Annotated in this window: 13 protein-coding genes; 3 read left to right on the forward strand and 10 right to left on the reverse strand. The window is 63.1% G+C overall.

Annotated elements, in window-relative coordinates:
* Positions 1-9 precede the first annotated feature (9 nt).
* From AC1DUY_RS25615 to AC1DUY_RS25630, 4 genes are read right to left on the reverse strand one after another with little or no spacing between them, the layout of a single operon-like run.
* Positions 10-1,014, reverse strand: coding sequence for an amidohydrolase family protein (locus AC1DUY_RS25615; protein WP_478118001.1), 1,005 nt, complete (start codon positions 1,012-1,014; stop codon positions 10-12).
* Between the two features lie 9 nt (positions 1,015-1,023).
* Positions 1,024-3,318, reverse strand: a complete 2,295-nt coding sequence (locus AC1DUY_RS25620) for a xanthine dehydrogenase family protein molybdopterin-binding subunit (protein ID WP_478118003.1) — start codon at positions 3,316-3,318, stop codon at positions 1,024-1,026.
* A complete protein-coding gene (locus AC1DUY_RS25625) occupies positions 3,315-3,812 on the reverse strand; it encodes a (2Fe-2S)-binding protein (RefSeq protein WP_478118005.1) in 498 nt (165 codons plus the stop codon). The genes AC1DUY_RS25620 and AC1DUY_RS25625 overlap by 4 nt, the downstream gene beginning before the upstream one ends.
* A complete protein-coding gene (locus AC1DUY_RS25630) occupies positions 3,809-4,687 on the reverse strand; it encodes an FAD binding domain-containing protein (protein WP_478118007.1) in 879 nt (292 codons plus the stop codon). The genes AC1DUY_RS25625 and AC1DUY_RS25630 overlap by 4 nt, the downstream gene beginning before the upstream one ends.
* Positions 4,688-4,828: 141 nt before the next feature.
* Between AC1DUY_RS25630 and AC1DUY_RS25635 the strand changes: the two genes are divergently transcribed.
* A complete protein-coding gene (locus AC1DUY_RS25635; RefSeq protein ID WP_478118009.1) occupies positions 4,829-5,635 on the forward strand; it encodes an IclR family transcriptional regulator in 807 nt (268 codons plus the stop codon).
* Between the two features lie 22 nt (positions 5,636-5,657).
* On the opposite strand, the gene AC1DUY_RS25640 is transcribed toward AC1DUY_RS25635, so the two are convergent.
* From AC1DUY_RS25640 to AC1DUY_RS25665, 6 genes are read right to left on the reverse strand one after another with little or no spacing between them, the layout of a single operon-like run.
* A complete protein-coding gene (locus tag AC1DUY_RS25640; protein WP_478118011.1) occupies positions 5,658-7,109 on the reverse strand; it encodes an aldehyde dehydrogenase in 1,452 nt (483 codons plus the stop codon).
* Positions 7,110-7,142: 33 nt separating this feature from the next.
* Positions 7,143-7,865, reverse strand: coding sequence for an ABC transporter ATP-binding protein (locus AC1DUY_RS25645; RefSeq protein WP_478118013.1), 723 nt, complete (start codon positions 7,863-7,865; stop codon positions 7,143-7,145).
* Entirely contained in the window at positions 7,858-8,601 is a 744-nt protein-coding gene (locus AC1DUY_RS25650) for an ABC transporter ATP-binding protein (RefSeq protein ID WP_478118015.1), read from the reverse strand. The genes AC1DUY_RS25645 and AC1DUY_RS25650 overlap by 8 nt, the downstream gene beginning before the upstream one ends.
* On the reverse strand, positions 8,598-9,545 hold the full coding sequence (locus AC1DUY_RS25655; protein ID WP_478118017.1) for a branched-chain amino acid ABC transporter permease: 948 nt from the start codon (positions 9,543-9,545) through the stop codon (positions 8,598-8,600). Before AC1DUY_RS25655 ends, AC1DUY_RS25650 begins: the two co-directional genes overlap by 4 nt.
* Complete coding sequence (locus AC1DUY_RS25660; RefSeq protein ID WP_478118019.1) at positions 9,542-10,411, reverse strand: branched-chain amino acid ABC transporter permease; 870 nt, start codon at positions 10,409-10,411, stop codon at positions 9,542-9,544. The genes AC1DUY_RS25655 and AC1DUY_RS25660 overlap by 4 nt, the downstream gene beginning before the upstream one ends.
* A 30-nt stretch (positions 10,412-10,441) precedes the next feature.
* Positions 10,442-11,668: an amino acid ABC transporter substrate-binding protein gene (locus tag AC1DUY_RS25665; RefSeq protein WP_478118021.1), complete on the reverse strand. Its 1,227-nt coding sequence runs from the start codon at positions 11,666-11,668 to the stop codon at positions 10,442-10,444.
* A gap of 149 nt (positions 11,669-11,817) precedes the next feature.
* On the opposite strand from AC1DUY_RS25665, the gene AC1DUY_RS25670 reads away from it, so the two are divergent.
* Positions 11,818-12,741 (forward strand): helix-turn-helix transcriptional regulator, encoded by a 924-nt coding sequence (locus AC1DUY_RS25670; protein WP_478118023.1) that lies wholly within the window; start codon positions 11,818-11,820, stop codon positions 12,739-12,741.
* 452 nt (positions 12,742-13,193) lie between these two features.
* Positions 13,194-14,372 carry a glycosyltransferase family 4 protein gene (locus AC1DUY_RS25675; RefSeq protein ID WP_478118025.1) on the forward strand — a complete coding sequence of 393 codons (1,179 nt, stop codon included), beginning with the start codon at positions 13,194-13,196 and terminating at the stop codon, positions 14,370-14,372.
* Positions 14,373-14,374 lie beyond the last annotated feature (2 nt).

Here is a 14,374-nt window from a genome sequence, read left to right on the forward strand (position 1 = left end):
CACCGCAGCTCAGGGCAAACGTGGAAACAGACGCCTCGGATTGGTTTCAGTAATCAGTTCGATATCGGTAGCGGAAAAGCCCGCAGCCTTGACGCTGGCGAGAGGATCGCGATCCGCCGGCGGGAAGGACTCGTCAGTACCGAGCGCTACACGTTCGATACCCACGGTATCGGCGAGGAAACGCAACGCTTTCGGCGCATGAACGATGCTGTCATAGCCGATGCGCGAGGCGTAGACTGACGGGTCGCATTGCGCGAAATCGCCCTGTCCCGCGCGGTCCATCCGCGCATGCATCACATCGAAGCGACCCAGCAGATAAGGAAATGTGCCGCCGCCATGGCTGAGGACGATCGAGAGCGCCGGGAAGCGATCGAGCACACCTGAGAAGATGATCGAGCCGATGCCGAGCGTGGTATCGAACGTATATTGCGCAATCTGCGTCAGCGCGAATTTCGCGGCACGCGGCGCAGCATCCACCAGCACGGGATGAAGGATGACCGGCAGTCCTAATGCTTCCGCCTTGGCCCAGAACGGATCGAGCGGCTTCTCGCCGATATTGACGCCTTCAACATTGGCCGGGACCATGACCGCAACAGCGCCAAGGCCAACGGCGCGATCGAGCTCAGCCGCGGCATCGGCCGCATCGACCAGCGGCACCGATGCGACAAAGGAAAAGCGGTCGCTGTTCGTATGGCACCACTCGCCGAGCGTATCGTTGAGCATCCGGTGCCAATGCGCGCAGGCATCCTTTTGAAGGCCGTAGCCGTAAATATCCGGCCATGTGGCGACCAGTTGCCGGTCGAGACCCTGGCGGTCGAGGCTGGCACGGCGTTGTTCAACCGGCTCGACCAGTTGCGGGAAGAACGGCCGAACCCTGAAACCATAATCAAAGCCGAGGGCTGGCGGCTTGCCATTCCCGGCTGGCAGCAGCCTCACGCCGCAATAGGCGCCGCGGCCATCGATGGCGGACAGCAGCTGCGGCGGCACGTAATGGGCATGGATATCGATCGGCACGATCAGTCCCTATGCAGCGGTGATTGCGCGCGCATGCGCATTCTTGATGAGGCGCCACAGACGCGGCGGCGTCAGCGGCAAGTGATGAATCTCGACATTGAGCGGCGCCAGCGCTGCCGCCACCGCATTGGCCGTCGCTGCGGCCACAGCAACGATACCGCCCTCGCCCGCGCCCTTGGCACCCAGCGGATTGCTCGGCGACGGCCGCAGCTCCAGCGTCACCGCGCGCAGGACTGGAAAGTCGCTCGCGGTCGGCACCAGATAATCGGCCAGAGAGGCGTTCAAGAGCTGCCCCTGATCGTCATAGATCAGATGATCGAGGAAAACGCCACCCAGTCCCTGCACGATGGCGCCAATCGCCTGTCCATGCACAATGGCCGGATTGATGGCGCGACCGACATCTTCGACCGCGATGTAATCGAGAACTTTCACCGCGCCCGTGCGTGGATCGACGGTGACATGCGCCGCGTGGGTGCCGTAGCTATAGGTGCGCACATCGTTGGCGAATGTGCCGTCTGCCCGCAATTGGCGCCCGGCTGCGAGCGCCGCAAACGACACCGACGCGCCGTTATCGGCGATGACGTTCGCACTAATGATCTTCAACTCGCTGTTCGGCCTGCCCAGGTGATTGGACGCCTGCTGCAGGATCTTCTCGCGGAGCCGGGTGGCGGCGTCGAGCACGGCCGAACCGCCCATCACCACCGCACGCGAATGATAGGTGCCAAAGCCCTCATCCAGCAGCGTGGTCGAGCCGTGCAGCACACGGATGCGATCGAACGGGATCGACAGCGTATCCGACGCGATCTGGCCGAGCACCGTCTCCAATCCCTGCCCCAGCACCGATGAGCCAACGGCCACCGTCAGCGAGCCGTCCTTCTCAAGGGTGAGCGCTGCGTTTTCCTTCGGGCCGGCACCGCCGCTTTCGACGAAACAGCCGAGCCCGATGCCATGACGTACGCCATCGACCAGTTTACCTTGCAAATGACGTTTCTCGGCCCAGCCGATCTCCTTCAAGGCGCGCTCGAACACCTCGACATAGTCGCCGGTGTCGTAGGATGTCGGCCCTTCATAGGGCACGAGCCCATCGATCGGATAAGGCAATTCCTGTTCGGTGATCAGGTTCTTGCGCCGGAATTCGGCGATGTCGATGCCGAGATCGATCGCGGCCATGTCGATCAGCCGCTCGCGAAAGAAATTCGCCTCGAAGCGGCCCGGCCCGCGATAGGTGCCGACCGGCGTTTTGCTGGTCATGAAGGCTTCGACCGACACGCTGACATGGGGGATGCGATAAGGACCAGGCAGAAACTGCGCCGCCTTGGCCGGCACCACGCCGCCATTGGTGCGGATATAGGCCCCCATATCAGCGAACACCCGGCCGCGCAGACCCAGCATCAATCCGTCACTGCGGCAGGCGAGCGACAATTCGCATGCGATATCGCGTGAGTGATTGATCGCCATCAGATGCTCGCGGCGATCCTCGATCCATTTGACCGGGCGTGCCAGTTTGCGGGCAACGAAGGGGATCAGGAAATCCTCGGGATAGAATTCGCCGCGTACACCGAACCCGCCGCCGACATCGATCTCGATCAGATCGATGTCATCCTCGCGAAGGCCCAGCATCTGCGCCAGCGCGCGGCGGTTATAGAACGTGACCTTTGTCGCGCCTGTGACCAGGAGCCGACCGGCCGATGAATTCCATTCTGCGAGGAGGCCCCGCGTCTCCATGGGCAGCGCCGTATGGCGCTGCACGCTGAAGCGCTCCGTGCGCACATAGTCCGCCGACGCGAAGGCCGCATCGGTATCGCCAAACCCGGCATCGTAGCGCAGCGCAACGTTATCGTCGGCGAAGTCGAACAGCGGAGCTGCACTTGTGCCGCGCTCGGTGACTGCGGACAGCGCTTCAAACTCGATGCTGATCGTCTCCAGCGCATCCTCGGCCAGTGCGCGGCTGTCGGCGACAACGACAGCGACGGGCTCGCCGACATACCGCACCTTGTCGCTTGCGATGACAGGCTGGCGGAATGGCTCGAATTCGGGCAGCGGCGCCAGGCGCAGCGGGATGATGGGGATGTTGTCGCCGATATCCTGCGCCGTAAGCACGGCGTGAATGCCCGGCATGGCCAGCGCAGCCGATGCGTCGACGGACGCGATCCGCGCATGCGCGATCGGGCTGCGCAGGATCGCGGCATGCAGCATGCCTTCGACGGCAAGATCATCAGCGAAATGGCCGGATCCCGACAGGAAGCGCGCATCCTCCATGCGCTCGACTGCGCTGCCGACCAGGAGCTTGGCGACATCGCTCATTGCGCCGCCTCGCATTGCACGTCGCGATAGGCAATACGGGCTTCCATGATCGCCGCGATGATCGGCAGATAACCGGTGCAGCGACATAGGTTTCCGGAAATCACCTCGCGGATGCGGTCCTCGTCCGCATGCGGCTCATCGGTTAGCAATGCATGGGCAGTCGTGAGGATGCCGGCGGTGCAGAAGCCGCATTGCAAAGCGTGATGCTTGCGGAACGCAAGCTGCAACGCACTGAGATGCGCGGCGCTGCCAAGACCCTCGACGGTGGTTATCTCGCGTCCTTCTGCCTGCGCCGCCAGCATCAGGCAGCCGCGGACGGCGGCACCATCGACGATGACCGTGCAGGCACCGCAGACCCCGTGCTCGCAGCCCAGATGCGTGCCGGTCAGGCGCAGCTCGTCGCGCAGTGCATCCGCCAGCATGGTGCGAGGTTCGACCGTGACGGTCGCCGCGGCACCGTTGACGGTGAAATGGACGGGACGGGCCGACGTCATGCAGCCTCCGGCAAGACAATATCGGCCGCACGCGCCAGCGCCCGCTCCAGCAACACGCCGAGAAGATCACGCCGATAAGCGGCTTCCGCGTGGATATCATCGGCGGGATCGACCGCGTCCCGCGCAGCAGCTGCGGCCCGTAAAATCACGTCGGCATTGATCCGACGGCCATTGAGGATGGCCTCGACACCGGGCAGCCGCATCGGACGATCGGCAACGCCGATCACCCCGATATGCGCATTATACGCCAGGCCCTGCGCGTCGATGTCGTAGAATGCGGCAACACCCGCCAGCGCAAAATCTCCGCGGCGGCGTGCGAATTCCTCGAAGGCCCAACGCCGCGCCTTTTTCCAGATCGGGAGACGTATACTGGTCAAGATTTCGTCGGCCTCCAGAACCGTGCTGAGACCGCCGGTGATGAACTCGTCTGCGCTCACGATGCGGGTCCCGGTCGGCCCGACGATCGTCAGCATCGCGTCGCAGGTCATCGCAATACCCGGCATTTCGGCGGCCGGATCGGCATGGGCCATGCTGCCACCGACGGTGCCGCGGTTACGGACCTGGTAATGCGCGACATGGGCGATGGCAGCCGCCAGTAGCGGATGCGCCTGTGCGAGCCGCGCGTCACGCTCGATATCCCGCCAGGTCACGAGGGCGCCAATGTCGATGCCCTCAGCGGAAATACTGATACTTTTGAGATCTGGCAGCCGACCGATATCGACCAGCACACTTGGTGCCGCCAGCCGGAAAGCAAGCATCGGCATCAGGCTCTGCCCACCCGCGATCACCTTGGCATTGCCGCCATGAACCGCGAGCGCGGCAATCGCCTCGGTCAGCGTAGCAGGGCAAATATAGTCCAGCGGCGGAAGCTTCATGGGCTGATTTGCTACTTCTCAATTGCTGAGAACACTATCTTATCTTATAAGAAGGTACGCGCACGGCAATGTTTGTTGGTGCGCAAATGATATCCACATGCTGCCGTTTCCATTGGCAAGCATTACCGAATGGAGGTTCCGTTGGCCATCAAGAGAGCCGCAACTGCGTCGAAACGCGTCGACCAGACGGACCGTCCAGCTGCTACGGATGGCAGTTCGCGAAAGATACTTCGCGCCTTGCTGGCCTTCTCCACCGATCGTCCGCGGCATTCCGCGGAAAGCCTGTCCGAGCAGATCGGGGTGCCACTGTCGTCGACCTATCGGTACATTGGCATCTTGCGCGAAGCCGACCTCATCGACGAAGACGGCCGCGGCTCGTTCGTGCTCGCGCCGCGCGTGATCGGCCTGGCTCAGGCGGCCCGAGCCGGTACCGATCTCGCCTCCATTGCGCGCCCCTTCATGAAGCGCGTCTCTCAGGAGGTCGGAGAAACCATCATCCTGCTGCGCCGATCCGCCGATCGCGCCGTATGTATCGAGCGCGCCGAATCGTCGTCACGCATTCGCCTGACCTTCGAGGTCGGAACGGCCTTGCCGCTGCACCGTGGCGCCGGACCGAAAATGCTGCTCGCGCACATGCCCGAAGCTGAATGCGAGACAATCCTCGACGACGCCGTTCGGCGCGATCCCGGCTTCGCACCACATCGCAGGCTACTGGTACGCGAACTCGCCGTGATCCGCGAGCAGGGATGGTCGGAGTCGCGCGCGGAAATCACACCGCATGTTTATGCCGTCTCCGTTCCCGTCCGCGATTCCGGTGGCGTGATCGCCGCAATCTCTTTCGTGACGCCGGCATTCCGCACGCCGAAAGCCAGCCAGATCAGGTTGCGCGAGCATCTGCAGCACGCAGCTGCAGATATCAGCAAGGCCTACGCAGCCGTCAGCTTCTGACGGCAGCGTGTAACGGACACGATCAGATCGGATAGTGCTGCGGGCCGGTCTCGATGGTGATCCAGCGCAGTTCGGTGAATTCGGCAATGCCGGCCTTGCCGCCGAACCGACCGTAGCCCGACGCCTTCACCCCGCCGAACGGCATCTGCGCCTCGTCATGCACGGTCGCGCCGTTAATGTGGCAAATGCCGGACTCGATCCGCTTGGCGACTTCCAGTGCGCGGGCGATATCGCGGCCGAACACAGCGGCCGATAGTCCGTATTCGGTATCGTTGGCAACGCGCACAGCTTCGTCCACGCCATCGACGCGCACGACACTCACGATCGGCCCGAATGACTCCTCATTGTAGATTCGCATCGTCGAGGTAACGTGATCGAGGACAGTCGCAGACATTAGCGTGCCCTCAACGCTGCCGCCGGCCACGACGCGCGCGCCCTTGCCCACGGCGTCCTTGATCAGCGCCTGCATGCGATCCGCAGCATCCTTGCCGATCAGTGAACCGAGCGGTGTATCGCCCTTGCGCGGATCGCCGGCGACTAGGCTACCCGCCTTGGCCGCGAGCTTAGCCACGAAGGTGTCGGCGATCTTCTGATCGACAACAAGCCGCTCGGTGGACATGCAGATCTGCCCCTGGTTCATGAATGCTCCAAAGGCCGCGGCCGCCACTGCTGCATCGAGATCAGCATCGTCGAGCGCCACCAGCGGCGCCTTGCCGCCAAGTTCGAGCAGCACCGGCTTGAGATATTTGGCCGCGGTCTCTGCGATGATGCGGCCCACGCGGGTCGAACCGGTAAAGTTGATCCGGCGCACGGCGGGATGCGAGATCAGCGCATCGATCAGCGCGGGCGCATCTTCCGGCGCGTTGGTGATCACATTAAGTACGCCCGGCGGCAGACCGGCCTCGCGCAGGCACTCGCCGATCAACCGATGTGTGCCCGGGCAGATTTCCGATGCCTTGAGAATGACAGTATTGCCGCAGGCCAGCGGCAGCGCGACCGCACGTACGCCGAGGATGACCGGCGCATTCCACGGCGCGATGCTGAGCACGACGCCCGCGGGCTGGCGGATCGCCATCGAGATGCAGCCGGGCTTGTCCGATGGAATGACCTCGCCGGAAATCTGCGTCGTCATCGATGCCGCTTCGCGCAGCATGTTGGAGGCGAGATGAACATTGAAGCCGGCCCAGCCGGCAGTCGCGCCGGTTTCCGACGCCATCAAGGCAATGAAATCAGGCGCCTTGCTGGCAAGGATATCGGCCGCCTTCAGCAGGACGGCGCGGCGCGCACCCGGGCCGGTCGCCGACCACGCCGGAAAGGCGGCGGCGGCGGCATCGGCTGCGCGCTTGGCATCCGCGATTTGGGCTGCCGCGGCGCGCGAGGCGATATCGCCGGTCATCGGATTGAGGCGATCGAATGTCGCGCCGTCGATGGCCTGCACATCCTGGTTCTCGAGCAGCAGATTGATCTGGTTCATGACGATGTCCTCCGTTGGATGTTTCTTTGAATTTCAAGCCGCGCCGCTGGCGAGACCGCCGAGATAAGCGCGGCGCACGGTGTCGTCGGATTGAAGGGCTGCAGCGGTGCCGCTGCCGATGATCTTGCCGTTCTCGATCAGATAACCGCGATCGGCGATAGCCAGACTCTCGCGTGCATTCTGTTCGACCAGCAGCAGACCGACGCCGGTCTCACGCACCTTGCGCAAGGCGGCGAACAATTCGCGGACTAGCAGTGGCGACAGGCCGAGCGACGGTTCGTCGAGCAGAAGGATGTCAGGATTCGACATCAGCGCACGACCAATAGCCACCATCTGCTGCTCGCCGCCGCTCATGGTGCGCACGGTCTGCGCCAGGCGTTCGCCGAGCCGCGGAAACAGCATCATCACCTTGGCACGCTGCGCTGCCTCGACCGCCCGCGCACGCTTCGGATTGGCGCCGAGCAACAGGTTTTCGGCCACGGTCAACTCGCCGAATACACCGCGCCCTTCCGGTACCAGCGCGAGCCCGGCTTCCACGATCTCATGAGGCGGTAGACGGGACAGATCACGACCAGCAAGTTTGACGATCTTGGCTGGTGACGGCAGCAAACCGGCAATGGCCTTGAGCAACGATGACTTGCCGGCGCCATTGGCACCGAGAATGACGATGATCTCGCCGCGCTCGACATGCAAAGCGGCGTCGCTGAGCGCATGATGCTGGCCATAGGTGACGCTGATATTCGAAACCTCAAGCATCCAACGGCGCTCCCAGATAGGCTTCGATCACCGCGGGGTCGCTCAGCACGGCGGCTACAGGCCCTTCTGCAATCTTGCGGCCACTGCTCATGACCACGCAGCGATCGCATAGCGAACGGATCGCATCCATCACATGCTCGACCAGTAGGATCGACAGCCCCTCCTCCTTGAGCGATCGGATCAGCTCGATCCCGATCAGCAATTCGGACGGATTCAGACCGGCGAGCCATTCGTCGAGCAGCAGCAGGCGCGGCTGCAGCGCCAGCGCGCGTGCCAGTTCGAGCCGCTTGCGGTCGATATAAGTGAGCTCCGATGCGGGCCGTCCACCAAATCCGGCGAGACCGACCCGCGCGAGCAGGCCGGCCGCAGCCGCCGCCATCGCGTCGCGTGCAAGCGGCGCATGATGAAAGGCCAGCCCGGCCTCCACATTCTCCCCGCAGGTCATGCCGTCGAGCACGCGGACCAATTGAAAGGTGCGTGCCAGACCGAGACGCGCGATGCGATGGGTCGGCCAGCCCGCGATGTCGTGGCCGGCGAAGGCAATCACGCCCGCATTCGGCGACAGCACGCCGGAGATCAGGTTGAGCGCCGTCGTTTTGCCAGACCCGTTGGGACCGAGCAGCCCGACGATCTCGCCGGCATGCACCGTCAGGTCGATGCCGTTGACAGCGATGAGACCGCCGAACGCGCGGGTCAGGCCTTCGATGCGCAGGACCGGCGTTGTGCTGGGGATCATGCCTGCGCTCCCCGCATCTTCGAGGCCGTGGGTCGCCAGGCTTTCAACTTCTCCCAGAGGCCAACCACACCCGATGGCAGCGCATAGACGATGAGGAGGAAGACCACGCCCATGATCAGGGTCGATGTGCTGGGGAAGCGCGCCGACAGAAAGTCGAACAGCAACGTCAGCGGAATGGCGCCGAGCGCCGGCCCCCACAGGCGGTGGGCGCCGCCAAGCAGTGCCATGATCACCACTTCGAAGGAAATGGTCGCATTGAAGGCGATCGATGGCTCGATATAGGTGAAGCGCGGCGCCATGATCGCACCGACCAGCGTCATGAAGGTGGCCGTGATGGTGAACAGCGCCACCTTGGCGATGGTGACGTTGATGCCGCAATGCCGCGCCACAGTCTCGTCTTCGCCGATGATGCGCAGTGCGAAGCCGAAGCGCGAGCGGGCAATCAGCCAGCCGGTACCGAACACGATGACGGCAAGCGCCAGCAGCTGCCAGTAAATGTCGTTCTGGGTGATATCGACAAAGACGTAACGGCCGAGCACGCGGGTCTTGTTGACCTCGTACCAGACCACGATCTGGCGCACGAGCTCGGCGAGGCCGAAGGTGAAGATGACGAAATGCACGCCGCTCAGCCGCAGCGTCGACAGGCCGACGATGACGGCCATGACCGCGCCGATCACAGCCGCGATCAGCAGCACCAGCGACCACGGCAATTGCTCGCCCAGAACGGCGACGGTGTATGCGCCGACACCGAAGAAGGCTGTGGTCGCCAGCGACACATAGCGCGTCGGGCCTGAAAACATGCCCCATGCCGTCGCCAGCACCGTGAATTGCAGGAGACTGATCGCGAGCGCGAGGTGATAGGCATCGACAATCATCGGGACGAATGCGAGCGCAACCACGGCTGCGAGGCAGATCGCGCCAGTCGTCATTTGGGTACGGCTCATCGCTGCGCCCTCCCGAAAATGCCGGCCGGCTTCACCAGCAGCACAGCGAGGAACAGCGCGAAATTCACCGCAAGCGTCAGGCCGGGATCGATGAAGGTCGCCACCAGCGCTTCGCTCAATCCCAGCGCCAGCCCAGCGACGAGACAGCCCAGCAAATTTCCGACGCCGCCCATCACGACCACGATCAGCGCCTTCATGGTGAACACCACGCCGGAGGTGGCGCTGAAGGTCAGAAACATGCTGATCAGCACGCCGGCAGACGCCACCAGCGCGCCGCCGAGCGCAAAGGCCAGCGCTGATGTCCTGGTGACATCGATGGCAACAAGCTGCGCCGCGATGGGATCGACAGCCACGGCGCGGATCGACGTCCCGATCCGTGTGCGGGTCAGCGTCAGATAGAGCGCAAGGCCGACCACGACCGCAAGGCTGAAGGCAATCAGGCGATTGAGTGCCAGCACCTCGCCGACGATCGTCACCGGCACAGCGAGGAACGAGTAGCTGAAATAGGCGCCGCCAAACATGGTCAGCATGATGCCTTGCACGATGAACATCATGCCGAAGGTGGCGAGAATGCTGTCGACTTCGAGCGCATCGCGGGTGCGCGCGCGGCGCACCAGCGGCGTGAGCAACACCCGGTACAAGAGATAGCTGATGCCGAAACTGATCGGAATGACAAACGCCAGTCCTGCGAGCGGATTGAGCGCCCAGCCGGTGAACAGCCAGTAGGACGCAAAGGCCGCGCCGATCAGGAACTCGCCATAGGACAGGTTCATGATCCGCGCCACGCCATATTGCAGGGTGAGCCCCATGGCGATCAGCGCGTACATGCCACCCAGCACGAGGCCGGTGAGAACCGCGTTTGTCATTCTGTCAGACCAGATACAGCAGGGACGCGATCACTGCGCCTTCCATGCCGGCTTCGGCACGACCGGCGCACGCGCGCCCTCGTTACCCGACGGGCCGACGCCGTAGAACTCGCCGTCCTGCCACTGCCCGACCCACCAGTATTTGGTCGGCATGTTGTTCTCGAGCTTCACCTTGCCGATCACGGTGTCGAAGGTGCCGCTCTGCAGGTCCTTGATGACCGCAGCGCGATCGACCTTGCCAACCCGTTCGATCGCCTGCTGCAGCATCTGCAGGCCGGCATAGGTGACCGCACTGGCCCAGCGATCCGGCTCCGCGCCATTCGCCGCCGACGCCTTGTGCCGCGCCAGATAGTCCTTGATGGCCGGGCTGTCGCCGCTCCAGCCGCCGATGCCCATCACACCTTCCGCGTTGGCGCCGAATTTCTGCTTGAACAGCGGGAATGCAGTGCCGACACCGGTGTAGAAGATCTTCGGATTGAAACCGGAGATGCGCGACTGTTCAGTGATCGCGATCGTGTCCGGCGGATAGCTGAAGGCGATGAACACGTCGGGATTCAGCGCCTTCACCTCGTTGATGATCGGGCTGAGATCCTGCGTGCCGACCGGATAGGTCTTGTCATAGGCGAGCTTGAACTTGGCGGCCGTGAGTGCGGGCCTGGCTGCACCCGAGAGATCGATGCCGAAGCCGTCGGCGATGCTGGCCATCGCCACGGTGTCGCCGATCTTGCCTTCGGTGCGCAGTTTCGTCAGCAGCTCAACCAGCGTCTTGGCGGCATCGGCGCTGGTGCCGAGCAGCCAGAAACTGTTGGGCCAGCGCTTCGCCAGTTCAGGCGCGCGGTCGGTGACCGCCGTCGAGGCGATGTGCGGATAGCCGGCCTTGTTCAGGATCGGTCCGACCGCGAGATTCAGACCGGTGCCCCAGGGCGGCAGGATAAAATCGACCTTGTCCTGTGTGATCAGGCGCTCCAGCGCCTTGGCGGCTTCCTCGGCGCTCGACCGGTCGTCATACTGGACGACCTCAATTGGGACGCGCTTGTCGCCGAGCTTGAGCCCGCCGGCGGCGTTCACTTCCTTCACCCACAGCTCGTAGTTGGGAATCGTCGTTACCGCGGCGCCGCCGGCGGCGGGGCCGGTGCGCGAGATGGCATAACCGATCTTGACCGACGTCTGGGCCTCGGCTCCGCCGCCCCATCCGACGGCCGCCGCACCGGTAACTGCGAGTAGTCCCGCCGCAAGGCGCTTGACTGCTGACACCATGATATCCTTCCCGAATTCTTTTCACCGATGCCTTGTGGCGTTCGATGGCCGGAGACTAGTCCAGCGTTTAGGGCTGGGAATTGGACGCATCCGGGGAAAGATTGTATTGATCCGTGTAGGCGAGCTATTTCACGCGACGGATTGTCCCAGTGCTTGAGACCGCGCACATCGTTTCGGGTCCCACCGGCTTCGCGGAGAAGCCGCTTCGGGCGCTGCATGCCGAAAGATTCGCACCCGGACTGGCGCCGCGCAGCTGGATCATCCGGCAGTCGGTTGCTAGGCGCTCGCATCTGCTGGTGATCGAAACCCGACGCGGCACCGCCACGATGCGCGGCGCCACGGTTGCCATTCAGTCCCCCGGCCTGTTGTGGCTACCCGGCGATCACGAAGGCACGTTGGAGGTCGAAGCCGGCGCGCAAGGCTACCTGATTTCAGTGTCGGACGATGTCCTCACCCGCACCGTCGCCGGCAGTGCCGAGGCGCTGCATCTGCGGCGAACCATCGACCGGCTGGTGCTGCGCGAAGGCGCGCAACTCACGACGACTTTTGCGGCCATCACGGAATCCTGCAGCACACTGGTGCGTGAATTGAATACGCCAGGCCGCGGCAGCGCGACGATGACATCGACGCATGTGTTGTTGCTGTGCCTCCACATCTGGCGCTCGGTGATTTCGGAGGAAGCCCCCGACGATGCTGCACAGCGCGGCGACGGCCCGCGCCTCGTCGGCAATTTCCTGCAGATGGTCGAACTGCATTATCGCGACGGCTGGCCCATCGCACGCTATGCGGCTGCACTTGGCGTCACTGACGACAAGCTGCACGCACATTGCAAGCGCGAGAAGGGCTATAGCCCGCGCGCCATCGTGCATCAGCGCCTGATTCACGAAGCCTGCATGCGGTTGCGGCAGCTCGATCTGCCGGTCGAGCAGATCGGCTATGGCCTCGGCTTCCGCGATCCCGGCTATTTCAATCGCTTCTTCCGCAAGTATCAGAATGCGTCGCCAGGCGCCTATCGGCGTCGCGCGCGGCTTGATCCAAGTCAGCACGGCCCGTCCTATGCGGCCTGGCCGTAACTGTCCCACGCTCGATCAGTGCTGTATCTCTTTGAAACCTGCGTGATCAATTTGAAACAGCGCGCGTTAAGCATGACTCGATATTGAATCGGGGTCACAATATCCATTTCCGCGCTCTGTTTCAGATGTCACTTCAAGACGCCGTTCACCATTAGGCCCGAAGCGCTGGTGAAAAGTGCCTACGAGATCGTCGTCGACGTAGGATTGCACCCATAAGACGCATGCGACGGCGCCAATTACCGACTCCAGGTGGAGCGGAATACTACTTGGCGCGGCAGGGCTGCATTTGCTCGACTGTGTCCGAGTGTTTCCGCTGATATGCCTTATCGCGAAGGCAAAATCTTAGACGTTGTGCTGGTGACAAAAGCCTGCGAAAGCAGGATATTGATGAAATTGCGACTTATCAGCGCACCTACGGTATTGGCGTTCACCCGTTTTCATAGTGTCGGCCCATGACCATCGAGATCGTCCAGATCGTCCAGGAGTTGAGTTCGGTCGGCGGCGTTGAAAGCGTGGCCAGCGAACTCGCATGCGCCTTCAGCCGCGCCAAAATCGCCAACACAGTTCTCGCCAGCGCCGTCGGCGACAAGGCAACGCCAGGTACGCGCATCGAGCGCGTCGGCGCCTGGCTTTCGCACATCAAGACGCGCGGCATCCTGCGCTATCTTGGTCGCGCTTTTGTCGTTCCCACCTTCACATTACTGGCGACGCGCGCCGCCTATCATCATCCCAAGGCCGTCATCATCAGCCACGGCGACAGCCTGACGGGCGACGTGTTGGTCGTGCACGCGGTCAACGCGCAGAGCCTCGCCGAAAAGCGCAACGCCGGCTCCTGGTCATGGATGCTGAATCCCATGCATCTGTGGGTGGCCCTGCGTGATCGCTGGATGATCGGCGGCCTGCGCTATCGCATGTATGTCGCGGTCTCGCCGCGCGTCGCAACTGAACTGCAACAGATCTACAAGGTGCCAGCGTCGCGCATCCGCGTGATCCCCAACGGCATCGACCTCAATCGCTTCGCCCGCGACACCGCGGCCGGTCTCAGGATCCGTCAGGAATTCGGCATCCCGGTGGACGCAAAGCTGCTTCTGTTCGCCGGCCATGAATTCCGCCGCAAGGGTCTGGCACATGCCATCGGCGCGCTCGAACGCCTCGGCCCCGATGTCTGGATGCTTGTGGTGGGCTCGGATAATCCCGCGCCCTATCGCAAACTGGCGACGACCTCCGCCGATCGGCTGGTCTTTACGGGATCGCGTACCGATATGCCGGCCCTCTACGCTGCGGCCGACGCCTTTGTACTGCCGACTGCCTATGAAACTTTCTCGCTGGTCTGCATGGAAGCCATGGCCTGCTCGACGCCGGTTTTTGCAACGCCGGTTGGCGGCATCGAAGATTATCTCGTCGATGGCGTAAACGGCTATCAGATCAAGATGGACGGCGCAGATATCGCCGAGAGGATCGCGATGGCCTTCTCCGATCCGGCAGCGCTGGCCCGGCTGTGCGAAGGCGCGCATGCCACGGCGCTGAATTACGGCTGGGATTATGTCGGTTCGCGCTATATCGAACTGCTGGAGCAGGTGCAGGCGTCGAAGAACGAATTTGCACCGGGGGCCATGGCGGTCGGCGCCTGATC

The sequence above is a fragment of the Tardiphaga sp. P4_G1 genome (genome assembly GCF_056401215.1).